The sequence below is a fragment of the Streptomyces sp. NPDC040622 genome (assembly GCF_055593965.1).
Genome location: NZ_JBVIXD010000001.1, coordinates 228,642 through 251,686, shown reverse-complemented (window position 1 = coordinate 251,686; position 23,045 = coordinate 228,642). Strand labels below are relative to the sequence as shown.

Below are 23,045 nucleotides of genomic sequence, written 5' to 3'. Positions count from 1 at the left end.
CTCTCTCGACATCGCCGAGTATGCATTTGCCTAAAGGCTTTAGGCAAATAGGAACGTCTTTAAGGTTGTACGGGCCCGATTCGCTTCTCGAACCAGTGGCGGGCGTACGGCTCGTCGCTGAAGGGCGGAACCCAGCTTGAGCCCGGCGCAGCCGATGGGTTCGCCGTGTGTACAGGCGACCGGGAACAGCCCGCGCGGCGGCCGGAGCCCGCCCGCGTCGGGCAGCAGGCTCCGCGCGGGGGCGAAGCCGGTGTCGAAGCGCTCCCCCAGCTCGGTGGAGTAAGCACGCAGGAAGGAAGGAACGGGCATCCGCGGCCGTCGGGGTCGACGGCCTCCACGGTGACCGTCGCAGCGGTGAGCGGCCGGTCGGCCTCGGCCGTGGCGGCGACGAGACGGGCGCGCCGCGCGGGGTTGAGCGGCGCCAGGAGGGAACGCGCCAGTTCGTCGCTGCGCTCGTCGAGCAGGGCACGTTGGCGGCGGCCCGCCTCGGCCGGTGGACCGTGCAGGCCTTGCGGTCACGGGGATGCGGCTCGACCGCCACCAGGCCGTCGGTCTCCAGCGCGCGCAGCAGGCGGCTGACGTAACCGGAGTCGAGCCCGAGGCGCTCACGCAGCCGGCGCGCGCCCTGCCCGTCCTCGCCGATCTCCCACAGCAGGCGGGCCTCGCCGACGGGCCTGTCACGGCCCAGGTGGCGGTCGTGGAGCACGCCCACGCGTTCGGTGACGGTGCGGTTGAACCGCCGTACCTGATCGATCTCTTCGGCCTTCGTTCCCTGACCTCAGTCAGGGAACGAAGGCCGGACCGGAGACCCGGGCGGGCGGCGGCGGGACCGGGGCGGACCGGCCGGTCAGGGCGCCGCGCCGGTCAGGGCACCGTGATGTGGCCGGGCGCGGGCAGGCGCGGGGCGGTGGCGGGCTCGTGGATGTCCGCAAGGGCCATGAAGAGCAGGGCCACGGCCAGGGCGCCCGGGTCCGGCACGCCGAGGGCGTGGTCGCCCACGTAGCTGGCCCTGCCGCGCCGGGGGCGCAGCGACGCGGTGGCCAGGGCGCCGCGGATGGCTGCCTGGGCGGCGTCGGTGAGCGGGGCCTCGGGGTCGGTGTCGCGGGCGGCGGCCAGCGACTCGGCGGCGGGCGCGAGGGCGTCGACCAGCGTGCAGTCTCCGGGGCTCGCGCCGCCCACCCGGTGGATGGCGGCGTGACCGGCCGCGGCGGCGTCCGCGAGCGCGGCGACCGAGGGAGCACCGCCGTCCGCCGGCGATGCGGCGGCGAGGTGCTGGAAGAGGAGCCCGAACAGCGGGCCGCTGGTGCCGCCCACGTCGTCCAGGAAGGCCTGGGCGAGAGCGGCCGTGCCGTCCATGCCGGTCTCGTCCGCCAGCTTCACCGCCCGCCGTACGCCACCGGCGAGGTTGTCGCCGAAGTCGCCGTCGCCCACGAGCTGGTCGAGCTTGGTCAGGTTGTCGCGCACCTGGGTGACGGTCTGCGCGTACCGGTCGAGGAGCGCGCGGTCGCCGCCCGCCTGCGGTACGTCGGCCCGCGTGCTCTCGGGGGCCTGCGGCGCGGTGGTGGCTGCCGGGTCCCGGTCGAGGGAGGGGCGCGGCAGGACGAGCGGGGTGCGGGTCGGGGCGGCCCACAGCTCCGGCCACCCGTCCTCGAGCCTGGTGAGGGTCAGCGAGAAGCCCGCCATGTCCAGCGCCGCGGTGAAGGTGCCGGGGACGACCAGGACGGGTCGCAGGCCGCGGGCGGTGAGCTCGTCGCTCAGGAGCACGGCGATGGCGTTGAGCTCCAGCTCGGTGGTGGCGCCGAGGCCGTTGACGAGGGCGAGCACCTCGTCGGGGCCCTCCGGCAGCGCGTCGAGCAGGTCGTCGGTCATCCGCCGCACGAGGTCGCCGGTCGCGGGCCGGGCGATGGTGCGGATGCCGCGCTCGCCGTGGATGCCGACGCCGTAGTCGAGGGTCCCCTCGTCCAGCGCGAAGGCGGGACTCATCGTGGTGGGCGAGGTCTGGGCGCGGGCGGCGACCGCGACGCTGCGGGAGCGGTCCACGATCCGCCGCCCGAGCTCGGCGAGCTCGTCGAGGGTCGCGCCCCGGTCCGCGGCCGCGCCGAGGAGCTTCTCGACGACGACCGTGGCGGCGGTTCCCCGGCGGCCCGTCGCACTGTCCGCGCTGTCCGTGGCCAGGTCGTCGTCGACCAGGACCGTGGCGACGGAGATCCCGTCGTGCCGCAGCCGCTCCGCCGCGATCTGGAAGTTGATCACGTCGCCGGTGTAGTTCTTGACGATGTGCAGCACGCCGCCGCTCTTGGCCGCCGCCGCGCTCGCCTCGTAGATCTGCCGGTTGTGCGGGGAGGCGAAGATCTCGCCGGGACAGACGGCGTCCAGGCCGCCGCGCCCCAGGAGGCCGGTGTGCAGGGGCTCGTGCCCGGAACCGCCGCCCGAGACGAGGCCGACCGTGCGGGCCGGGTCCGCGTCGCGCGCCCACAGGTAGAGCGGGCTGCTGTTCACCTCGATCATGCCGTTGTGCGCCAGGGCCAGCCCACGGGCGGCGGTCAGCACGGCATCGGTCTCCGGCAAGAAGTGGCTCATCGTTGAACTCTCCGTAGGTGTGCGGGGGTACGCGGGCGGCTCGCGTACGGGTGGTGCGCGGGCCTCTCGCGTACGAGTGGCGTACGCGACGGCTCGCGTACTGGTGCGGTCGGCCCGGCGGAAGGGCCGGTCGGGCCGTCCGGCACTCCGGAGTTCCGATGGTGCCGGGTGCCGCGCCGCCCACCCTCGTCGCCCGCCGCTCCCAAGGTCGGCACTCACGGATACCGGCACGCTCGCGTTCCGGTGTCCGCGCCCGTGTGCGAGGCTGACACCGTGCCCCGGACCGGGCGGCGATCCGCGCGGGGCTCGCGGCACTCTTCGCACGACAACCCCTTCTTTGCGAGGTCTTTACCGTTGATGGACGCGCGACGCGTGGATCTCGGGCGGATGCTCCGCGGCCGGCGGATGGCCCGGGACCCCGCACTGCCGGCCGACCCCGTCCCCTTCCGCGGCCACCGCAAGTACCTCACCCAGCTCGACATGGCGCTGCTCCTCGGCGTCTCCGAGCGCTGGTACCGCGCGCTGGAGCGGGGCGAGGACCGCACGTACGCGCGCGAGATGATCGCCGGCGTCGTCCGGATCCTGGACCTGTCGCCCCGGCAGGCCGACGCTCTGTACCGGGGCACCGGCCACCAGCCGCCCCGCACCCCGGTCGAGGGCGTCCGGCCCGATGCCGCGCTGCTCGACCTGCTGCACCAGCAGCGCAGGGTGAGCTGGATCTGTGACCAGGCGTGGGACGTACTCGACGCCAATGCCGTCGCCGCGCGCCACTGCCCCTGGCTGGTCCACGCGGAGGCGAACGTCATGACCTGGGCGTTCTCCGCGGAGGCCCGCTACCAGCTGCGCGACTGGGACACGAAGTGGGCGGTCCCGCTGCTCGGGCGGCTGCGCCTGGCCTGGCAGCGCTGGCCGGAGAACGCGCGCCTCGACGAGGTGGTGCGCACCGTGCGGCGCGAGCCGGGCGTCGCCGAGCTGTGGGACCGTACCGACGACGGCCGCCCGGCCCCCGACGACGCGGCACGCCCGATGTTCTTCCCGCTGGTGGCGCCCGACCCCGTCGACGTGCGTGTCGCGGCGTACGGGCGCTACGGCGACACGGCGCTGCGCTGGCTGGTCCTCACCCCGGTGGACCCGTCGGTCACGTTCCCCTGAGGCCGCCCGGCACGTACTCCTGCCCACCCGGTCCGCTCACCGGCGGGCCCGGCGCCGGGCCCTGTGCGCCCATGACGTCAGTCGGACAGGGTGGCGAGCCAGTCGGTCAGGAGCCGGTTCACCTCCGCGGGGCGTTCCTGCTGGACCCAGTGGCCGCAGCCGTCGAGGACGTGCGCCGCGTGCAGGCCGGGCAGGGTGTCGGGGAACGCCTCGATCGCGTCGGCGAGCCAGGTCGTCGAGGCGTCCAGGGCGCCGCCGACGAACAGCGACGGCTGGGTGATGGGGGCGCCCGTGAAGCGCGGGGTGAGGTCCTCCCAGTCCCGGTCCATGTTCCGGTAGCGGTTGAGGGCGCCGGTCAGCCCGGTCCGCTCGAACTCCCCCGCGTAGACGTCGAGGTCCCGCTCGTCGAGCCAGCCCGGCGGCTTCCCCGCGGGGAACCGGTCCCGCAGTCGCCCGCCGGGGCTCACGAAGTGCGGGTCCGGCGTGCCGGCGCCCGGCAGGGTGTCGCCGGAGAACGCGGCGTAGAAGCCGGCGAGCCAGCCCCGTACGTCGGGTTCGGCCTCGGCCTCGGCGCGGCCCGGCTCCTGGAAGTACGCGACGTAGAACTCCTCGTCGCCGCCGAGACCGGCGAAGGCCTCGCTGGGGCGCGGGCCGCCCGGCGGCGTGTAGGGGACGCTCAGCAGGCCGACCGCGCGGAAGACGTCCGGCCGCAGGAGCGCGGAGTGCGCGGCGACGTTCGCGCCCCAGTCGTGGCCGACGATCACCGCGGTCTCCTCGCCGAGCGCGTGCACCACGGCGACGCTGTCCTCGACGAGGTCGAGCATGCGGTACGCGGCGGTGTCCGCGGGCCGTGACGAGCGTCCGTAGCCCCGCATGTCGACGGCTGCCGCGCGGTGGCCCGCCGCGGCCAGGGCCCCGAGCTGATGGCGCCAGGAGTACCAGGACTCCGGGAAGCCGTGCACGAGCAGGACGAGGGGCCCGGCGCCCTGCTCCACCAGGTGGATCCGGCCCGCGGGCGAGGGGACCAGCCGGTGCGTGCGGTCCGTGGCGGGCTGCGTGTCGGACAGGGGCCTGGTGCCGGACATGGATCCTCCTGAGGTGCTCGTGCCGGGTCCCGGGCGGGCTCCGACGCTCGTGACCACCGCAAGAGTGGCCTTCTCCAGCATGTGTGGGGGTGTGCGGCGCGGCGATCTTCGTTGCCGTTTCGGCAAAACACCGTGAACACCGCGAACACCGCGAACACAGCGAACACCGTGAACACCGCGCCGCGCGCGCCGTGACGAGTCGCCATGCCGAGTGCGGCGCGTGCCCTCCGGAGCGATGTCCGTCCCGGTGCGGCACCCTCCCTTCCGTTCCCCACGCCCGCCGGGCGTCAACTCCGTTCCGTACGCCGGGGGTTGACAGGCACGGTGGCCGGAATACGTTACATGCAATATGGAACATGCCGTCGAACAGATGGGGCTCCGGTGACAGAGACGAACCATCAGCGACCGCGCACCTGCGATCTCCTGCTCTCCCACGCCCGCGTCGTCACCGTCGACGACGAGCGGGCCGTGCACGAACCGGGGTCCGTCGCCGTGGTCGGCGACCGCATCGCGGCCGTCGGACCCGCGGCGGACGTCGACGCCGCCTGGCGGGCCGCCAGAACCGTGGACTGCCGGGGCCGTGCCGTGCTTCCGGGGTTCACCGACGGGCACACCCACCTCTTCCAGTCGCTCGCCCGCGGCCTGGGCGAAGGGCTGCCGATCTGGCCGTGGCTCTGCGAGTTCATGTGGCCGTACTCGATCGCCGTGGGCCCGGACGACGCCCGCGTCGCGGCGACGCTCGGCGCGGTGGAGGCGCTGCGTTCGGGCATCACGGCCGTCGTCGACCACCACTACGCGCCCACGGACGCCGAGACCGTGCTCGCGGTCGCCGACGCCGTCGAGTCGGCCGGCCTGCGGGGCGCGATCGCCCGCGGCATGCTCGGCGACCGCACGGCCGTCGCGGCGGCGCGCGGGCTTCCCGAAGCGCTGTTCCGCTACTCCACCGCGGAGGAACTGGAACTCACCCGCGAGTGTCTGACGCGCCGGCCGCCCGGGGCCCGGGTCGGCGTGTGGCCCGCACCGTTGAACCTCGGCTACGCGGACCAGAAGCTGGTCACCGGATCGGTGGCGCTGGCCGCGGAGTTCGACACGCGCTGGCACACGCACTGCTGCGAGGGCGCCAAGGATCCGGCGAGCTACCTGGACGCGTACGGCGTGCGGCCCGTGGAGTGGCTCGCCCGCGCGGGGCTGCTCGACGCGCGGGCGACGCTCGCCCACGCCGTGTGGCTGGACGACGACGAGATCTCCGCGGTCGGCGAGCACCGCGCGGGCGTCGCCCACAACCCGGCCTCCAACGCGTATCTCGCCTCCGGCGTCATGCGCCTGCGGGCGCTGCGGGAGGCCGGGGCCGTGGTGTCGCTCGGCACGGACGGGCCCAGCGCGGGCCACCGCCAGGACATGTTCGAGGTGATGAAGCAGACCCTGTTCGGGCAGCGCCAGCACACCTTGGACCCGGCGGTGCTGCGGGCCGAGGACAGCCTCGAGCTCGCCACGCGGGAAGGCGCCCGGTACGCGGCCACCGGCGCGGGCACGCTGTCCGTCGGCGCGCCCGCCGACCTCGTCGTGGTCGGCCTGGACCGTCCGCACCTGCGTCCGCTGCACCGCACCGTGGCCGCCCTCGTCTACTCGGCGCGCGGCTCGGACGTCGACATGACGATCGTCGACGGGAGAGTCGTCTTCGAGGACGGCCGCTGCCCGCTGGTCGACGAGGAGGCGGTGCTCGCCGAGGCCCAGGAGCGGGCCGAACACCTCATGGAGCGGGCCGGGTTCGCCGGTCTGCGCACGGCCTGGCGGCGCTGAATCTCCACAGCGCCGCGGCCCGGTCCCACCTCAGCACCGCATCTCCGTCTCTCGGCTGCCCGTCCGCGGCCTCGCACGTGCGCCACAACATCACGCCCCGTCGGGCGGAGGGAGAACGCACATGCCCCACCGGAAAGCACAGGACAAGGACGTCCACCCGGCCGCGGAGAGGGACCCGGCGCAGCGGGCCCCCGCACCGGAGGACCCCGTGGAGAACGTGCCGTCGGCCTGGCGGCTCGCCGTGTACGGGCTCCAGCACGTCCTCGCCTTCTACGCCGGAGCCGTGGTCATGCCGCTGCTCGTGGCCGAGGGCATCGGCCTGTCCGGCGACGACATCGCTCTGCTGGTCAACGCCTCGCTCCTGACCTGCGGCATCGCGACCCTGTTGCAGTCCGTCGGGCTGCCGGGCGTCGGCATCCGGTTGCCGGTCGTACAGGGCACGTCGACGACCGCCGTCCCCTCACTCGTCTCCGTGGGCCTCGCGGCGGGCGGGGCGAGGGCGGGGCTGCCGACGGTGTTCGGCGCGGTGATCGCCGCCGGGCTCGCCCTGTTCGTGATCGCGCCCGTCTTCAGCCGGCTCGTGCGGTTCTTCCCGTCGCTGGTCACCGGCACCATCGTCACGATCGTCGGCATCACCCTGCTCGCGGTGGCCGCCCGGCAGGTCGGCGGCGGCGACCCGTCGGCGCGCTCGTTCGGGTCGCCCGCCCATCTGGGCCTGGCCGCCGTCACGTTGGTCGCCATCCTGCTCTTCAACAAGCTCTCGCGGGGGTTCCTGGCCACGGTCGCCGTGCTGGCGGGGCTCGTCATCGGCACCGGGGTCGCCGCGCTCGCCGGGCGCACGGACTTCTCCGGGATCGGGGACTCCGCTTGGGTGGGCGTGGCGGCGCCGCTGCATTTCGGCGCGCCCCGGTTCGACACGGTGGCCGTGCTCTCCCTCTTCCTCGTCATGGTCATCATCGCGGTGGAGTCCATCGGGCAGTTCTTCGCCGTCGGGCGGATCGTGGGCCGGGAGGTGTCGGGGCGGCACGTCACGCGCGCGCTGCGGGCGGACGGCCTGGCGACGGCCGCCGCCGGAGCCCTCAACTCCTTTCCCAGCACGGTGTATTCGCAGAACATCGGGCTGATCCAGCTGACCCGGGTGAAGTCCCGCTGGATCGTCGCGGCGAGCGGCGTGATCATGATGCTGCTCGGCCTGGTGCCCAAGGTGGGGGCCGTGGTGGCGTCGATGCCGACGTCGGTCCTCGGCGGCGCGACGATCGTGCTGTTCTCGACCATCGCCGTCGTCGGCGTGCAGATCCTCGGCCAGGCGGACCTGACCGACCAGCGCAACACGATCCTCGTCGCGGCCAGCATGGGCATCGGCTTCCTGCCCACCGCGTTCCCGCAGTTCGCCGAGCAGATGCCGGGTCGGCAACTGCATGCACTCTTTGAGAGCGGCATCATCCTGGGAACCCTGACGGCGGTGCTGCTCAACCTGTTCTTCCACCATCTGAGGCTGCCGGGGCAGAAGAAGGGCGACGCGCGCTCCATTGACCGGCCAGAACATTGCATGCAACATGAAGAACAGCCTGCCGGGCCCGAATTACCGGCCAAGGACACGCCATGACAAGGGAGTTGAGGATGTCGACGCAGAGGGCGGTGAACCCGGTGGCGGCGGGCAGCCTGCTGGCGGACCGCGCGTACGAGGAGCTGAAGGGAGCCGTGCTCGCCGGGCGGCTGCGCCCCGGGGACGCCCTGTCGGTTCCCGCGCTCGCCGCCCAGATGCGCATCAGCCGCAGCCCCGTCCGGGAGGCCGTGCAGCGGCTCATCCACGACGGCCTGGCCACCCACGTCGCCCATCGGGGCGCGGTCGTCTCCACGGTCGACATCGAGGACGTGCGCGAGCTCTACGTCGTGCGCGAGGTGATGGAGGGGCTCGCCGCCCGCCTCGCCACGGAACGGCTCGGCGCCGGCACGGTCGACGAGCTGCGCCGCCTCCTGGAGCGCCACGAGGCCCTCGTGGCCTCCGGGTTCGACGAGCAGGCGCACATCGAGATGGATGTCGCCTACCACCGGCTGATCCGCGAGACGGCGGGCAACGACCACCTGGCCGCCGCCCTCGACACCATCGAGGGCAAGGCGCACCTGGCGCTGCACTCGCTGTGGCGCAGCCCGCAGGCGCCGCGGCTCGCCGTGGACGAGCACCGGCGCATCTTCGAGGCGATGACGGCGGGGGACCCGGACGCGGCGGAGCAGGCGGCCCGCGACCACATCAGGCGGCTGCGGACCCGGCTCTCCCAGGCCGTCACCGCGGGCCCCGCATCGGAGACGGACGACCGGGCGGTACGCCCCATCGCGTGAGCGTCCACCCCCCTCGCTCACCCCGGCCCGCTCCCGCCCCGCGCCACGGAAGGCTCCACGGCCCCACGGACAGTTCCACGGAATTCCACGGAAGGGATGTGACCGATCGTGAGCACCGTCACCGGCGTGCGCGACGGCGTCGGCGAGAGCGTCCGGCGCCCCGACGGCAGGCTGAAGGTCCGCGGCGACTTCGCCTACGCCTCCGATCTGCGCTGGGACGGCATGGTGTGGGGCGCGACCCTGCGCAGCCCGCACCCGTCGGCCCGCATCGTGCGCCTGGACGCCTCGCGGGCTCGCCGCCTGCCGGGGGTGGTGGCCGTGCTCACCCACGAGGACGTGCCGGGACAGCCGCTGTACGGCATGAAGGTCGCCGACCAGCCGGTGCTCGCCGCCGACCGGGTGCGCTACCAGGGCGAGCCGGTCGCGCTGGTGGCCGCCGACCACCCCGAGACGGCCCGCCGCGCGCTGCGCCTGATCGAGGTGGAGTACGCCGAACTGCCCGCCCTCACCGACCCCGAGCTGGCCCTCACGGACGCAGGGCCGCTGGTGCACGAACGGCGCGTGGACGGCGGCAGGGGCAACGTCGTACGCCATGTCAGGATCCGGCACGGAGACCTGGCCGCCGCCCGGGACGCGGCGGACGTCGTCGTGTCGGGCACGTACCAGGTCGGCATGCAGGACCAGGCGTTCCTCGGCCCGGAGGCGGGGCTCGCGATACCGGCCGAGGACGGCGGCGTGGACGTGTACGTCTCCACGCAGTGGCTCCACGACGACCGGCACCAGATGTGCGCGGCCCTCGGACTGCCGCCTCACAAGGTGCGGCTGACCCTGTCCGGGGTGGGCGGCGCGTTCGGCGGACGCGAGGACGTGTCGGTGCAGATCCACGCCGCGCTGCTCGCGCTGCGCACCGGGCGGCCGGTGAAGATGAGCTACCACCGCGAGGAGTCCTTCTTCGGCCATGTGCACCGGCACCCGGCGACGATGTGGTTCGAGCACGGCGCCACGCGCGAGGGGAAGCTCGTCTTCGTGAAGGCGCGGCTCCTCTTCGACGGCGGCGCCTACACCTCCACGTCCCAGGTCGTCATCGCGAACGGCTCGTACTTCGCCGCCGGGGCGTACGAGGTGCCGCACGTCGAGATCGACGGCTTCTCCGTCTTCACCAACAACCCGCCGTGCGGGGCGATGCGCGGCTTCGGCGCCGTCCAGTCCTGCTACGGCGTGGAGTCCAACCTCGACAGGCTCGCGCGGGAACTAGGTCTGGATCCGGTCGAGTTGCGGCTGCGCAACGCCATGACGACCGGCACCGTCCTGCCGACCGGGCAGGCCGTGGACGGCCCGGCACCCGCCGCCGAGCTGCTGCGGCGACTGCGCGCCCGCCCGCTGCCGCCCGCCCCCGAGGGCGCCTTCGCCTTTCCCGGCGGCCTCAACAACACCTCGCACGGGGAGGGCATCAGACGCGGTGTCGGGTACGCGATCGGTGTCAAGGCGATCGGGTTCTCCGGCGGGGTCGACGACCGCTCGGTGGCGCGCGTGCGGCTCTCGCTCATCAACGGCGAGCCGGTCGCCGAGGTCCGTACGGCGGCGGCCGAGTGCGGGCAGGGCATCATCACCGTGCAGGCGCAGATCGTCCGCACCGAACTGGGCGTGGACCGCGTGGTGGTGCTCCCGGCCGACACCCGGGTCGGTGACGCGGGCTCGGCGTCGGCGTCACGGATCACGTGGATGAGCGGGGGCGCGGTGCGGGGCGCCTGCCAGGCGCTGCGCGAGCGGCTGGTCGGACTCGGTGAGGGTGGGCTCACCGAACTGCTTGACGCGCACGGCCCGTTGGAGAGCGAGTACGAGTACGCGCACCGGCGCACCCGTCCGGTCGACCCCGAGCGCGGGCAGGGCGACGCGCACATCGCCTTCGCGTTCGCGGCGCACCGGGCCGTGGTGGACGTGGACACCGGGCTCGGCCTGGTGAAGGTGGTCGAGCTGGCCACCGCGCAGGACGTCGGCAAGGCGATGAATCCCCTCGCGGTGGCGGGCCAGATCGAGGGCGGCAGCGCGCAGGGACTCGGCCTCGCCCTCATGGAGGAGCTGCGGGTGGAGAACGGCCGGGTCCGTAACCCGTCCTTCACCGACTACCTCATCCCCACCATCGCGGACATGCCGCCCGTCCCCATCGACCTCCTCGAACTGCCGCACCCCGACGCGCCCTACGGCCTGAACGGGGTGGGCGAGCCGCCGACCCTGTCGTCCACGCCGGCGATCGTGAACGCGCTGCGCGACGCGACCGGCCTGGACCTGCCCCGGGTGCCGGTGCGGCCCACCGATCTCCTGACCGCGGAAGGGGGGTGAGGCGGGCCCTGCCCCGGGTCCCCGAACGGTCCACCACAGAGACACGGTCGGTACCAGCTGGGAAGGAACGAGCACCTTGATCATCGATACCCACATGCACCCCACGAACATCGTGGACCAGGCGTGGCGGCACGACGGTTCCCCCTTCACGGGCGAGCGCACCATCGAGATGATGGACGGCCCGTACATGATCAACGGCAAGCCGCGCCGGATCGACTACGGCTGCATCATGCCGCCGCCCGGCAACAGCGTCTGGCAGGACGGGATGCGGACCGGGCGCGAGGGCATCCGCGACTACATGGCGTACATCACCGAACTGGTCCAGCGCTATCCGGACCGGTTCATCGGGAACTTCATGTACAACCCTCGCTTCGGGCCCGAGAACGGCGCGAAGGAGCTGGAGTTCCACGTCAAGGAGTACGGCTACAAGATGGTCAAGCTCCACGCCAACATGCACGCCTACCGCCCCGACCGGGCGCTCGACTGGCTGCGGCCGGTGCTGCGGGTCTGCGACGAGCTGGGGCTCGTGGTCCTGATCCACACCGGGGACGGTCCGTACTCGATCCCGACGCAGTTCTACCCGATCATCCGGGAGTTCAAGGACGTCAACTTCATCCTGGCGCACTTCGGGGTGCAGACGGGCGGCGTCTACTGCTTCGAGGCGCTGTACATGATCCTCGACTCGCCCAACGTCTACGGGGAGTCGGGCTGGCTGCTCCAGTCGCGGATCGTGGAGTTCGCACAGCAGATGGAGCGCCACCAGCTGGTGTTCGGCACGGACTCGCCGCCGAACGAACCGGGCATGTGGGCACGGGAGTTGGAGGTGCTGTGCGGCCCGCCGCCGCAGGGCATGCACCTGTCCGAGGAGGACCTGGAGGGGTACCTCGGCAACAACATGGCCAAGCTGCTCGGCCTGAAGCCCACTCCCCCGCCGCGCGACCAGGAGGAGGCACGGCTGCGGCTGAAGGACACGTACGCCTCGCTGGACGCGGCATCGCGGGCGTAACTCCGCCGCGCGGGGCCGCCCTTGCGCACCGAGGGCGGCCTCGCACCTTCCTCCCGTCATCCCCGCCGGCCCGTCACCCCCGGTCGGCACGACGTCGAGAAACGGACCCCTCATGCAGCGCATCGGCCACCTCCTGCCCTCCACCTCGCTCGGCGCCGGCCGCTGGGCGGTGCAGATCTGCGCACCCGTCGCGGTGGAGACCGCCCACCCCACGGCCCGCGCGTCGCTGCCCGAGCAGCTGTGCGGCCCCGCGATCGCCGGCAGCCAGGCAACGGAACTGGTCCGCGCGGCGCAACAGTTGGCGCAGGCGGGTGCGGACGCCGTGGTGTGGAACGGCGGCTCGTGCGGGCTGCACGGCGCGGCGCACGCGCGGGCCATCGCCCGCACGATCGAGGAGACGGCGGGCGTCCCCGCTTCCACGGTCACCCTGGGCCAGCTCGACCTGCTGACCCGGCACGGGCTGCCCTCGCTGGCCCTGGTCACCCCGGGCTCGCGGGAGAGCGCGGGGCGTATCGCCGACACCTACCTCGCCGCCGGCCTGCGGGTCTCCTCGGTCACCGCGCTGGGCCTCGCGTCGCCCCGGGAGGCCGCTGAGCTGCCCGTGGCGCGGCTGCGGCGGCTGCTGCTCGACGCGGACTCGGACGACGCGCGGTGCCTGGTGGTGGCGGGCACCGAGCTGCCGGTGGCGCCGGTGGCCGCACCGGTCGAGCGGGCCATCGGCAAACCCGTCTTCGACGGGGCGCGGGTCGCGGTGCACACGGGTCTTGAGCTGCTGGGACTGCGCGTCAACTCCCCTGAGTGGGGGCGGCTGTTCACCAGCGAAGAGCGGGCGGGGGTCTGCTGTGACAGCCACTGAGACCCCGGCGCAGGACCTGCGCGCGTTCCTGGACACCCTCGCGGGCACCGACGACGTCCTCACCGTGACGGAGGAGATCGAGGGCGAGGACGTGGCCGCGCTGGTCGGGGAACTGGCGGCGCGCGGCAGGGACGACCTGCTGGTGTGCCCGCGGGTCAAGGGCCTCGGCACCACGCTGGTCACCAACGTCTTCGCCTCGCGCCCCCGCCTGGCCCGCCTCCTCGGCACCGACCGCGCCGGACTGCACCGCGCCTACCAGACCGCCGCGGCCCGGCCCCGGGAACCACGGGTGGTGGCACGCGGCCCGGTCCAGGACGTCGTGGCGCAGGGCTCGGCGGTCGACCTGACCGCCCTGCCGCTGATCCGGCACTTCGCGTCCGACCGCGCCCCGTACATCACCAGCGGCGTCATCACGGCCGAGGCGCCGCCCGACGCGCCGGGCCGCGCCGGGAACCTCAGCTACCACCGCTCCATGGTCCACTCCCGCACCGAACTCGCCACGAGCCTGCACTCGCGCGGCCACCTGTGGCAGCTGCTGCGCCTGGCCGAGGAGCGGGGCCGGGTCCTGCCGGTGGCGATGGTGATCGGCGCCCATCCGCTGTTCCTGCTCGCCGCGTCCGCCCGCGTCGGCCCCGGGGACGACGAACGCGCCCTGGCGGGCGGCCTGTTCGGGGCGCCGCTCGACGTGGTGGAGACCCCGCGCCACGGGATCCGCGTGCCCGCGGGGGCCGAGCTGGTCCTGGAAGGCTTCATCGATCCGCTGCGCCGGGCGGACGAGGGCCCGTTCGGGGAGTTCTCCGGCTACTCCTCGGACCGCTCCACCCGCAACGTCCTGACCGTGGAGACGGTCCTGCGCCGCCGCGACGCCCTGCTCCTGGACGTGGTCGGCGGCAACAGCGCCGAACACCTCAACCTCGCCCGGCTGCCCCGCGAGGCGGAGATGGCCGACCAGCTGACACGGCGCTTCCCCGAGGTCACCGCCCTCCACTACCCCACGTCGGGCACGCACTTCCACGCGTACGTCGCGCTGCGCCAGGCCCGCCCGGGCCAGGCACGGCAGATCATGCTGGCGCTGCTGGGCTGGGACCCGTACCTCAAGACGGTCGTGGCGGTCGACGAGGACGTCGACGTGACCCGCGACGCGGACGTGCTGTGGGCCACGGCCGCGCACCTCCAGCCGCACCGTGACGTGTTCGTCGTCGACGGCCTGCCGGGCAGCCCGCTCGACCCGTCGTCGACCGCGGACGGCACGACGTCGCGGATGGCCCTGGACGCGACGCGGGGCGCCGACTTCCACGGCGTACGCATCCGCATCGATCCGCACCGTGCGGAGACGGCACGGCGGCTCCTCGACGGGCCGGCGGCGTGCGGCTGATCGTCGGCGTCACGGGCGCCACCGGGGCGGTCCTCGGCGTCCGGCTCCTGGCGGCGCTGCGGGAGCTCGACGACGTCGAGACCCATCTGATCCTCAGCCGCTGGGCACGCGCCACGATCGAGCTGGAGACGCCCTGGACGGTACGTGAGGTCGCCGGGCTCGCGGATGTCGTGCACCGGCCCGGGGACCAGGCGGCGGCCGTCTCCTCCGGGTCGTTCACCACCGACGGCATGGTCGTGGTGCCGTGCAGCATGAAGACGCTCGCCGGAATACGGGCGGGCTACGCGGACGGGCTGATCGGCCGCGCCGCGGACGTCGTGCTCAAGGAGCGCCGCCGTCTGGTGCTCGTCCCCCGGGAGACCCCGCTGCACGAGATCCACCTGGAGAACATGCTGGCGCTGGCCCGCATGGGCGTCACCCTGGTCCCGCCGATGCCCGCCTTCTACAACCACCCGGCGACGGTCGCCGACATCGTCGACCACCTCGTGGCCCGCGTCCTGGACCAGTTCGGCCTGCCGGGTCCGCGCACGGGACGGTGGAACGGCCGTGCTGGGCGGCTTCCCGGCCGCCTCCCCTGAGCGGCCCACCCGATCCACCCAATCCACGTGGTCCACCCGATCCGCCTGATCCGCCTGATCCGCCTGATCCGCCTCTTGACAGCCGGTGGCCCCGCTGGCTTACGTTGACGCCGCATCAAAACCGAATGTTCGGTCGGCACAGGGGTGGAGAGAATGACGGCCCACGTTCCAGGCGGCCCGATACCCGGCCCGGTCGAGACGATGTTCGCCGCGGACGAGGCGTCACGAGGGCTCGGCATCGAGCTGCTGCGGCACGGCGAAGGGACCGCCGTGGTCCGCATGACGGTGACGCCGGCCATGGTCAACGGCCACGGGACCGCCCATGGCGGCTATCTGTTCCTCTTCGCCGACACGGCGTTCGCCTGCGCCTGCAACACCCACGGACCCGTGACCGTCGCCGCGGGCGCCGACATCGACTTCGTCGCACCGGCGCACGAGGGCGATGTCCTGCTGGCCACCGCGCAGGAGCGCACCCGCTTCGGCCGCAGCGGCATCTACGACGTGAGCGTCCGGCGGGGCGAGGACGTCATCGCCGAGTTCCGGGGCCGCAGCCGCACCCTGCGCGGCACACGGAACGACGAGCGGCGATGAACGACTGACCGGACCTCAGTCCCCGTCGGTGCCGGTGAGGACCGCCACCAGGACGCGCACATGCCCGTGCGGGAGGTCCTTGGTCGCGGTGAGGAGGGTGAGACGGCCCGCGCGGGCGAGGGCGCGGAGCCGGTCGAGGCCGGCGGGGCGGTCGGCCTCCGTGAGCTCCCGCCGGTAGCGCCCGGCGAACTCCTCGTACCGGGCGGGATCGTGGTCGTACCAGCGCCGCAGGTCGTTCGACGGGGCCAGTTCCCTGTCCCACGCGTCGAGCCCGGCCCGCTCCTTGGAGATGCCGCGCGGCCACAGCCGGTCGATGAGGACCCGGCTGCCGTCGTCGGGCTCCGCGGGGTCGTAGACGCGCTTGACCTGGATGTCGAGGGGTCGGCTTGTCGTCATGTCCCCATGGTCGCCGCACCGTGCCGGACGTGCCGGACGTGCCGGGCGCACCGTGTGTTCCGGGTAGGCCGGGCGACACGCGCGTGACCCGTTCGGGCGAGCAGTACGGGCCTTCGCCCCCTCACCCTGATCCAGTGTGGCCATGACGGGACGCATCGGCAGGATCGACCGGCGATGGTTCGAGCGGGTGGCGTCGGCGCGGCTGCCCGGCGCGGACCAGGTGCTGCCCTCGCTCAGCGCTGCCGCCAACCACGGGCGGCTGTGGTTCGGCACCGCGGCGGTCCTGGCGACCGCAGGCGGCCCCGCGGCCCGCCGCGCCGCGCGCCGCGGCGTGGGCGCCCTCGCGCTGGCCTCGGTGACCACGAACGTCGTCGCGAAGTACGTGGTGCGCCGGCACCGCCCCGTCGTGGATGCGGTCCCCATGGTGCGGCGCCTGGCGAAGGCGCCGTGGACGTCGTCGTTCCCCTCCGGACACTCGGCGTCGGCGGCGGCGTTCGCCGTGGGGGTGGCCCTGGAGGCGCCCCGGTACGGCGCCGTGGTCGCGCCGGTCGCCGCCGCCGTGGCCTTCTCCCGCGTGTACGTGGGGGTCCACTACCCCGGTGACGTGCTCGCCGGCTGTGCGATCGGGGCGGCGGCCGCCGCGGTCACCTGCTACTGGTGGCCGCCGCGGCCCTCGCCCGCGCAGCACCGGCGGACCCGGGTGACGGCTCCCGCGCTGGCGGCCGGCGAGGGGCTGGTGGTCGTCCTCAACTCCGGGTCGGGCAAGGGCGTGCCGGGGCGGCTGCCCGCGCGCGAACACCTGGAGCTGCTGCTGCCGAAGGCCGAGATCCTGGTGCGCGGCCCGTCGGACGACCTCGACGAGCTCCTGGACGAGGCCGTGGCGCGGGCCGCGGGGTCGGCGGGGGTGCTCGGCGTCTGCGGGGGCGACGGCACGGTGAACGCGGCGGCCCGGCGGGCCGCCGAGGCGGGGCTGCCGCTCGCGGTGTTCCCCGGCGGAACCCTCAACCACTTCGCCCTGGACGCGGGCACACCCACCTTCGAGGACACCGCGCACGCCGTGCAGCGCGGCGAGGCGGTCCGCGTCGACCTGGCGCGGGTGCGCGACGGCGGGGGCGCAGACGTGACGGGCTTCGTCAACACCTTCAGCATCGGGCTCTACCCAGACCTGGTGCGCAAGCGCGAGAAGCTGGAGGGCCGCATCGGCAAGTGGCCGGCGGCGGCCGTCTCCTTCCTGGAGGTGCTGCGCACGGCGACGCCGCTGCGGGTCCGCCTGGACGGCCACGAGCGCGTCTTGTGGCTCCTCTTCGCGGGCAACGGCCAGTACCTGCCGAACGGCCTCGCGCCCACGCACCGGCCGCGCATGGACGACGGTCTCCTCGATGTCCGCACGGTCGACGCCGAGGCACCGCTGGCCCGTACGCGTGTCGCCCTCTCCGCCCTGGGCGGCGCGCTGCGGCGCTCCCGGGTCTTTCACACCGAGCGCGTCCAGGCACTCCGGCTCGGCGGCCTGACGGACGTGGCGACCCTCGCGTACGACGGCGAGACCGCGCCGGCGCCGGACGCCCTGGTCCTCGACAAGCGGCACGGCGCTCTGACGGTCTACAGCCCCGCCGCGCCCCTGGACGAGATCGCCCAGCGGGCCCGCACGATGACGCTGGCGGCCAACCGCCGCCCGCGCCGCGATCAGACCTGACGGATCGCCCGTCGGCGGCGGGCCGCGCCGGGGCCTTGCGCCCGGAGCTCGCCGTTCACTTCAATGCGGCGTATGGCAGCCCGTCGTACGACATCGCAGCAGCAAGAAGGCCCTTCTTCCAGCTCCTCCAGCGACTCCTCCGGCGCGCTGCCGCCGACCGCCTGGGCCGTGCTCGGTCTGCTCTCCTTCCCCGGGGAGCGGACCGGGTACGAGCTCAAGAAGTGGGCCGACGCCTCGCTCCGCTTCTTCTACTGGTCGCCCGCCATCAGCCAGATCTACGCCGAACTGCGCCGCCTGGAATCACTCGGGTTCGCCACCTCGCGGCGCTCGGGGCCCGACGCGCCCCGCACCAAGCGCTCGTACGCCATCACCGACGAGGGCCGCGCGGCGCTCGCCGCCTGGGCGTGCGGCGGCCGGGACGCAGGCCCGCCCGTCCTGAAGCACCCGCTGCTACTGCGGGTCTGGCTCGGGCACCTCACCGCGCCCGACCATCTGCGGGCGCTGGTCGGTGAGCACGTCGCGCGGACGAAGGGCGAGCTCAAGGAGGTGCGGGACGCGCTGGCGCGGGCCGAGGGCGCCGAGGCCTGGTCCCACCCCGAGGTGGCGCTCCGCTGGAGCGAGCGGCGCCTGGAGTCGGAGGTGGAGCTGGCCGAGGCGATGCTCGGTGACCTCGACGCCCTCGACGCGGGGGGCGCGACGGGGACCTCGCCGGACAAGGCGTCACCCGCCGCTCCCAGACCCCGTCAACCCAGCGAGGACGCGCCCACCCCCGGGTGAAGCGGCTCGCCCCGGTGGTACTCCTGGCGGTAGGACGGACCGGGTCAGCCGCCCCCCGTCGTACGGAGCCGCGCACCCGTGAGCACCCGCGCCGTCCTTGTCGCCGCCCTGATCACCGGACTCCTGCTCGGTATCGCGGGAACCAGAGCGGACGACTCCACTCACTCGCGTCCACCCGGTTCCCACACCGAGGCGGGCCATTAGGCTGCGACATTGCCGCGTGGCTTCATCCGTCCTCGCCGCGCGGCCGCCGAGCCTCCGTCGACGGAAGCGAGTGGATCTTGAACTTCCTCACCATCGGTCATCGCGGGGTCATGGGTGTCGAGCCCGAGAACACCCTTCGTTCCTTCGTCGCCGCCCAAGCGGCGGGTCTCGATCTCATCGAGCTGGATCTGCATCTGAGCAAGGACGGCGCCCTCGTCGTCATGCACGACGCCGACGTGGCCCGCACGACCGACGGCAAGGGGCCGATCTCCGAGAAGACCCTCGCCGAACTGCGGGAACTGGACGCCGGCCGCGGCGAGCGCATCCCCGTCTTCGAAGAGGTCCTCGACGCGGTGCAGGCACCGCTGCAGGCCGAGATCAAGGACATCTCGGCCGCGCGCGCCCTCGCCGAGGTCATGCGCGAGCGCGATCTGGTCGCGCGGGTGGAGGTGATCTCCTTCCACGACGAGGCGATCGGCGAGATCGCGCGCCTCGTGCCGGGGGTGCGCACCGCGCTCGTCGCCAGCCGGTACGGCACGGACGTGGTGGAGCGCGCCACGGCCGTCGGCGCGACCACGCTGGTGCTCAACATCCGGCGCCTGACGCTGGAGATCGTCGAGCGCGCCAAGAAGGCCGACCTGCGGATCATCGGCTGGGTCGTGAACACGCAGGACGACCTGCGCCTGGTGCGGGCGCTGCAGCTGGACGGCGCGACCACCGACTACCCCGAGATCAAGCGGACGGGCCGCTTCACGGCCTAGGGCCGCACGGCCTGGGACCGCACGGCCTCAGACGAGGTCCTTGACCAGCAGTTCGAACTGCAGGTCGTCGCGCTGCGGGATGCCGAAGCGCTCGTCGCCGTACGGGAAGGGGGTCATCTTTCCCGTACGGCGGTAGCCGCGCCGGACGTACCAGGAGATGAGGTCCTCGCGGGCGGAGATCACGGTCATGTGCATCTCGCGGACGTTCCACGTCGCGCGTGCCGCCCGCTCGGCCTCGGCGATGATCACCTTGCCGAGGCCCGCGCCCTGCAGCGCAGGGCTCACCGCGAACATGCCGAAGTAGGCGTGGTCGCCCCGGTGTTCCAGCTGGCAGCAGGCGACGAGGGCGCCGTCCCGCTCGACGGCGAGCAGCCGGCTCGTCTCGGACTCGATGACCTCGACGACACCTCGCGGGTCGGTGCGCTGCCCCTCGAGAAGGTCCGCCTCGGTGGTCCACCCGGCCCGGCTGGCGTCCCCGCGGTACGCCGACTCGATGAGCGCGACGATCGCGTCGACGTCGGCGGTCGTGGCGTCACGGTAGGCGAGCTCGCCGGACGTGGGGTGCGGGGCGGTGTCCATGGGCCTGACTCTCCGAATCTCTGCGCGGTCGGTTCCGCCGAGCCTAACTCCCCGCCGGGGACGGCTAGGGTGCGGCCGCATGGTGCATGTACTGAGCAGCAGGACGCTCCTGCGTCCCACCGACCCCGAGCGCTCCCGCGTCTTCTACGGCGAGACGCTGGGCCTCGGCGTCTACCGCGAGTTCGGGACGGGTCCCGAGCGCGGCACCGTCTATTTCCTCGGCGGCGGCTTCCTGGAGGTCTCCGGCCGCGCGGACGCTCCGCCCTCGCCCGGCCTGCGGCTCTGGCTCCAGGTGGCGGACGTCGCGGCGGCGCACGAGGAACTCGCGCAGCGCGGCGCCGAGGTGCTGCGGCCCCCGGTGCGCGAGCCGTGGGGCCTGGTCGAGATGTGGATCGCGGATCCCGACGGCGTCGAGATCGTGCTCGTCGAGGTCCCGCACGACCACCCGATCCGCTACCGGCCGGGCATCTGACACCGGCCGGGCAGCTGACAGCGGCCGGGCAGCTGCCGCCTAGGGTCCGCCCAGGTCCAGCACGGGGAAGGTGTGGTCCCGCCAGATCAGGCGGGACGCCTCCTCGGGGTAGGCGGTGACGGCCGGCCGGGCGTCGAAGAGCTGGACGAGGCGCTGTTCTTCGTCGTAGAGGGGCCAGCCGGGGTCGCCGTGGGCGGCGAACGACGTCCAGGCGGCGCGCATGCGGGCGGACAGTTCCTCCGCCTCCGCGGAGGGGACGCCGCCGATCAGGGCGGCGGGCTGGCCACGGTCCAGGTTGCCGAGGACGAGAGGCACGTCGAGGCCGTGGCAGGCGCCGAGCACGCCGTCCATGCCCGGGGCGGGCCAGGTCAGTTCGTAGACGTGGGCGCGGCCGCCTCCGGCGGTCTGGGCCCGGGCCAGGTGGAGCGTCGGCATGCGGAACACCCAGTCGGACAGGACCAGTTCGTGCAGTTCGCCGGGGCCCGCCGCCGGGAACGCCTCGCGGTAGCGGCGGGCGCCGTCCGGGCCCGGCGCGAACGTCCGCAGGGCGGTCGCCGCCTGTTCCTCGGTGACCTGGCCGAGCAGCCCGTCGAGCGCGGTGAGCAGGCGCTGTTCGTGGCGGGTGTGACCGACGAGCAGGTCGATGTGCCGTCCGGCGCCGGCGGCCAGGGCCTGCCACGGCGTGCCGGACAGGGCGTCGCCGTCGACGACGGGCGCGAAGGTGATCGCCCGGCGCGCGGGCGGGCCCCAACGTACGGCCCACTGCGCCGACTTGGCGCCGACTGCGTCGCCGGCGGCGGACAGCTCGTGCGGGGCGACCGCCGACAGGTCGGCCACCGTGGGCCGCAGGCCCAGCTCGGCGGCGCACGCGGCGGCGATGTCGGCGGCGAGTGCGGGCGAGAAGAAGGTGCCCTGCGCGCTCTGGGCGACGGCCCGGGAGAAGAGCCCGGCCGCGCGCTCCGCCGCCAGCAGCGCGGCGACCGATCCGCCGCCCGCCGACTGGCCGAAGACGGTGACGCGGTCCGGGTCGCCGCCGAAGGCGCGGATGTTCTCGCGCACCCACTCCAGGGCGGCGATCTGGTCGAGCAGGCCTCGGTTGGCGGGCGCCCCCTCGATCTGCCCGAACCCCTCCAGCCCCACGCGGTAGTTGAAGGTCACCACGACGACCGAGCCGTCCCGTGCCAGGCGGCAGCCGTCGTACTCGGGCAGACCGGACATGCCGATGGTGTAGGCGCCGCCCTGGATCCACACCATCACCGGCAGCCCCGCGCCCGGCGCAGGCTCGGGCGAGAAGACGTTGACCGTCAGCCAGTCCTCGCCCGCCGACCGCTGCGCCAGCGCGTCCATGCCGAAGTGTCCGCCCTGCGGGGGCGGTGGCCCGTACGCGCGGGCGTCGCGCACCCCGTCCCAGCCCCGCGCGGGCCGCGGCGCGGCGAAGCGCAGCGCGCCGACCGGGGACTCGGCGAACGGAATGCCCCGGAAGACGGCGACACCCGCCGCACGACGGCCGCGCACCGCCCCGGCCCCCGTGCGGACCTCGGGCCGGTCGCCGGACGCCCCCGACTCGGCAAGGCTCATCACCACTCCCCCTCCGCAGGGCCGGCACGCGCGGCCACTGGGACGCGCGTCGCCCGGACACCACGGAGCATCCCGCCGCGCCGGCGTCGGGCGCCAGCCATTTACGGCGTCGCACACACGACCGGTCACGGGCTCACCGCCCGGGGGCCGCCGTGGCAGCATGAGGAGCCGTCGCCGAGTCGCCGTGGAGGCAGCCCGTGTCCGACCTCGACAGCCAGACCGCGTACTGGGACGCCGCCGCGGAGACCAAGACCTTCGCCCACCCCTTGCACACGCCCTGGCTGGACGGGGTGGGCCGGGACGCCGCCGTCCTCGACTACGGCTGCGGTTACGGCCGCACCCTGCGGACCCTCGCCGAGCAGGGCTTCCACGACCTCGCGGGAGCCGACACCTCCCCGGGCATGATCGGCCGGGCCCGCGCCCTGCACCCCGCGATGCGCTTCGACGTGCTCGACGCGCCGCCCGCCCTCGACCGCCCGGACGCGAGCGTCGACCTGGTCGTCCTCTTCGCCGTGCTGACCTGCGTACCCCGCGGTGACGCCCAGCGGCGGCTGGTCGGCGAGCTGGGCCGCGTACTCAGGCCCGGCGGCCTGCTCTGCGTCAGCGACCTCCTGCTCCAGGACGACGCGCGCAACCGCGAGCGGTACGAGCGGTGCGCGGAACGCTACGGGGACTACGGCGTGTTCGAGACCGGCGACGGCGCCGTCTGCCGCCACCACACCGAGGACCGCCTCCGCTCGCTGTTCGCGGGGTTCGAGACGGTCGACAGTCGGCACCTCACCGTGGCCACGATGAACGGGCACGAGGCGGCGGGCCTGCAGCTCCTCGCCCGCAAGCCACCCACACCCCCACCCATGTGAACCACGTCACACGAGCAATCCA

General features: G+C 73.8%; 21 protein-coding genes and 1 pseudogene. 16 read left to right on the top strand and 6 right to left on the bottom strand.

Annotated elements, in window-relative coordinates:
- Positions 1–132: 132 nt before the first annotated feature.
- Positions 133–754, bottom strand: a pseudogene (locus tag ACZ592_RS01165) (MarR family winged helix-turn-helix transcriptional regulator); the annotation flags it as partial.
- Between the two features lie 110 nt (positions 755–864).
- Complete coding sequence (locus ACZ592_RS01160; protein ID WP_471579377.1) at positions 865–2,580, bottom strand: dihydroxyacetone kinase family protein; 1,716 nt, start codon at positions 2,578–2,580, stop codon at positions 865–867.
- A gap of 357 nt (positions 2,581–2,937) precedes the next feature.
- Here ACZ592_RS01160 and ACZ592_RS01155 point away from each other — a divergent pair, with 357 nt between their 5' ends.
- Positions 2,938–3,732 carry a helix-turn-helix domain-containing protein gene (locus ACZ592_RS01155; protein WP_471579376.1) on the top strand — a complete coding sequence of 265 codons (795 nt, stop codon included), beginning with the start codon at positions 2,938–2,940 and terminating at the stop codon, positions 3,730–3,732.
- Positions 3,733–3,809: 77 nt separating this feature from the next.
- On the opposite strand, the gene ACZ592_RS01150 is transcribed toward ACZ592_RS01155, so the two are convergent.
- On the bottom strand, positions 3,810–4,817 hold the full coding sequence (locus ACZ592_RS01150) for an alpha/beta fold hydrolase (protein ID WP_471579375.1): 1,008 nt from the start codon (positions 4,815–4,817) through the stop codon (positions 3,810–3,812).
- 381 nt (positions 4,818–5,198) lie between these two features.
- Here ACZ592_RS01150 and ACZ592_RS01145 point away from each other — a divergent pair, with 381 nt between their 5' ends.
- From ACZ592_RS01145 to paaI, 9 genes are all read left to right on the top strand, one after another.
- Entirely contained in the window at positions 5,199–6,617 is a 1,419-nt protein-coding gene (locus ACZ592_RS01145) for an amidohydrolase family protein (protein WP_471579374.1), read from the top strand.
- Between the two features lie 121 nt (positions 6,618–6,738).
- Positions 6,739–8,223, top strand: a complete 1,485-nt coding sequence (locus tag ACZ592_RS01140; RefSeq protein ID WP_471579373.1) for a nucleobase:cation symporter-2 family protein — start codon at positions 6,739–6,741, stop codon at positions 8,221–8,223.
- 14 nt (positions 8,224–8,237) lie between these two features.
- Positions 8,238–8,957, top strand: coding sequence for a GntR family transcriptional regulator (locus ACZ592_RS01135; protein ID WP_471579372.1), 720 nt, complete (start codon positions 8,238–8,240; stop codon positions 8,955–8,957).
- 108 nt (positions 8,958–9,065) lie between these two features.
- Positions 9,066–11,297 carry a molybdopterin cofactor-binding domain-containing protein gene (locus tag ACZ592_RS01130; protein ID WP_471579371.1) on the top strand — a complete coding sequence of 744 codons (2,232 nt, stop codon included), beginning with the start codon at positions 9,066–9,068 and terminating at the stop codon, positions 11,295–11,297.
- Between the two features lie 76 nt (positions 11,298–11,373).
- On the top strand, positions 11,374–12,303 hold the full coding sequence (locus tag ACZ592_RS01125; RefSeq protein WP_471579370.1) for an amidohydrolase family protein: 930 nt from the start codon (positions 11,374–11,376) through the stop codon (positions 12,301–12,303).
- Positions 12,304–12,415: 112 nt separating this feature from the next.
- Entirely contained in the window at positions 12,416–13,159 is a 744-nt protein-coding gene (locus ACZ592_RS01120; RefSeq protein ID WP_471579369.1) for an aspartate racemase/maleate isomerase family protein, read from the top strand.
- Entirely contained in the window at positions 13,146–14,534 is a 1,389-nt protein-coding gene (locus tag ACZ592_RS01115; protein ID WP_471579368.1) for a UbiD family decarboxylase, read from the top strand. Before ACZ592_RS01120 ends, ACZ592_RS01115 begins: the two co-directional genes overlap by 14 nt.
- On the top strand, positions 14,525–15,112 hold the full coding sequence (locus tag ACZ592_RS01110) for a non-oxidative hydroxyarylic acid decarboxylases subunit B (protein ID WP_471579367.1): 588 nt from the start codon (positions 14,525–14,527) through the stop codon (positions 15,110–15,112). Before ACZ592_RS01115 ends, ACZ592_RS01110 begins: the two co-directional genes overlap by 10 nt.
- Before the next feature lie 153 nt (positions 15,113–15,265).
- Complete coding sequence (gene paaI, locus ACZ592_RS01105) at positions 15,266–15,703, top strand: hydroxyphenylacetyl-CoA thioesterase PaaI (protein ID WP_471579366.1); 438 nt, start codon at positions 15,266–15,268, stop codon at positions 15,701–15,703.
- A 15-nt stretch (positions 15,704–15,718) separates the two neighbouring features.
- On the opposite strand, the gene ACZ592_RS01100 is transcribed toward paaI, so the two are convergent.
- On the bottom strand, positions 15,719–16,099 hold the full coding sequence (locus tag ACZ592_RS01100; RefSeq protein ID WP_471579365.1) for a DUF488 domain-containing protein: 381 nt from the start codon (positions 16,097–16,099) through the stop codon (positions 15,719–15,721).
- Positions 16,100–16,241: 142 nt separating this feature from the next.
- Here ACZ592_RS01100 and ACZ592_RS01095 point away from each other — a divergent pair, with 142 nt between their 5' ends.
- The 4 genes from ACZ592_RS01095 (at position 16,242) to ACZ592_RS01080 (ending at position 19,534) form a co-directional block, all read left to right on the top strand.
- On the top strand, positions 16,242–17,792 hold the full coding sequence (locus ACZ592_RS01095; RefSeq protein WP_471579364.1) for a phosphatase PAP2 family protein: 1,551 nt from the start codon (positions 16,242–16,244) through the stop codon (positions 17,790–17,792).
- Positions 17,793–17,864: 72 nt separating this feature from the next.
- Positions 17,865–18,569 carry a PadR family transcriptional regulator gene (locus ACZ592_RS01090; RefSeq protein WP_471579363.1) on the top strand — a complete coding sequence of 235 codons (705 nt, stop codon included), beginning with the start codon at positions 17,865–17,867 and terminating at the stop codon, positions 18,567–18,569.
- A gap of 78 nt (positions 18,570–18,647) precedes the next feature.
- The gene (locus ACZ592_RS01085; RefSeq protein WP_471579362.1) at positions 18,648–18,773 is read left to right on the top strand and encodes a hypothetical protein; all 126 of its coding nucleotides are present in this window, start codon (positions 18,648–18,650) and stop codon (positions 18,771–18,773) included.
- Positions 18,774–18,850: 77 nt separating this feature from the next.
- Complete coding sequence (locus ACZ592_RS01080; protein ID WP_471579361.1) at positions 18,851–19,534, top strand: glycerophosphodiester phosphodiesterase; 684 nt, start codon at positions 18,851–18,853, stop codon at positions 19,532–19,534.
- 27 nt (positions 19,535–19,561) lie between these two features.
- Here the strand turns inward: ACZ592_RS01080 and ACZ592_RS01075 are convergent, their stop codons facing one another.
- On the bottom strand, positions 19,562–20,113 hold the full coding sequence (locus ACZ592_RS01075) for a GNAT family N-acetyltransferase (RefSeq protein WP_471579360.1): 552 nt from the start codon (positions 20,111–20,113) through the stop codon (positions 19,562–19,564).
- Between the two features lie 79 nt (positions 20,114–20,192).
- On the opposite strand from ACZ592_RS01075, the gene ACZ592_RS01070 reads away from it, so the two are divergent.
- The gene (locus ACZ592_RS01070; protein WP_471579359.1) at positions 20,193–20,585 is read left to right on the top strand and encodes a VOC family protein; all 393 of its coding nucleotides are present in this window, start codon (positions 20,193–20,195) and stop codon (positions 20,583–20,585) included.
- Between the two features lie 39 nt (positions 20,586–20,624).
- On the opposite strand, the gene ACZ592_RS01065 is transcribed toward ACZ592_RS01070, so the two are convergent.
- Positions 20,625–22,163: a carboxylesterase/lipase family protein gene (locus ACZ592_RS01065; RefSeq protein ID WP_471579358.1), complete on the bottom strand. Its 1,539-nt coding sequence runs from the start codon at positions 22,161–22,163 to the stop codon at positions 20,625–20,627.
- Between the two features lie 197 nt (positions 22,164–22,360).
- Here ACZ592_RS01065 and ACZ592_RS01060 point away from each other — a divergent pair, with 197 nt between their 5' ends.
- Positions 22,361–23,023 carry a class I SAM-dependent methyltransferase gene (locus ACZ592_RS01060; RefSeq protein ID WP_471579357.1) on the top strand — a complete coding sequence of 221 codons (663 nt, stop codon included), beginning with the start codon at positions 22,361–22,363 and terminating at the stop codon, positions 23,021–23,023.
- Positions 23,024–23,045: the final 22 nt, after the last annotated feature.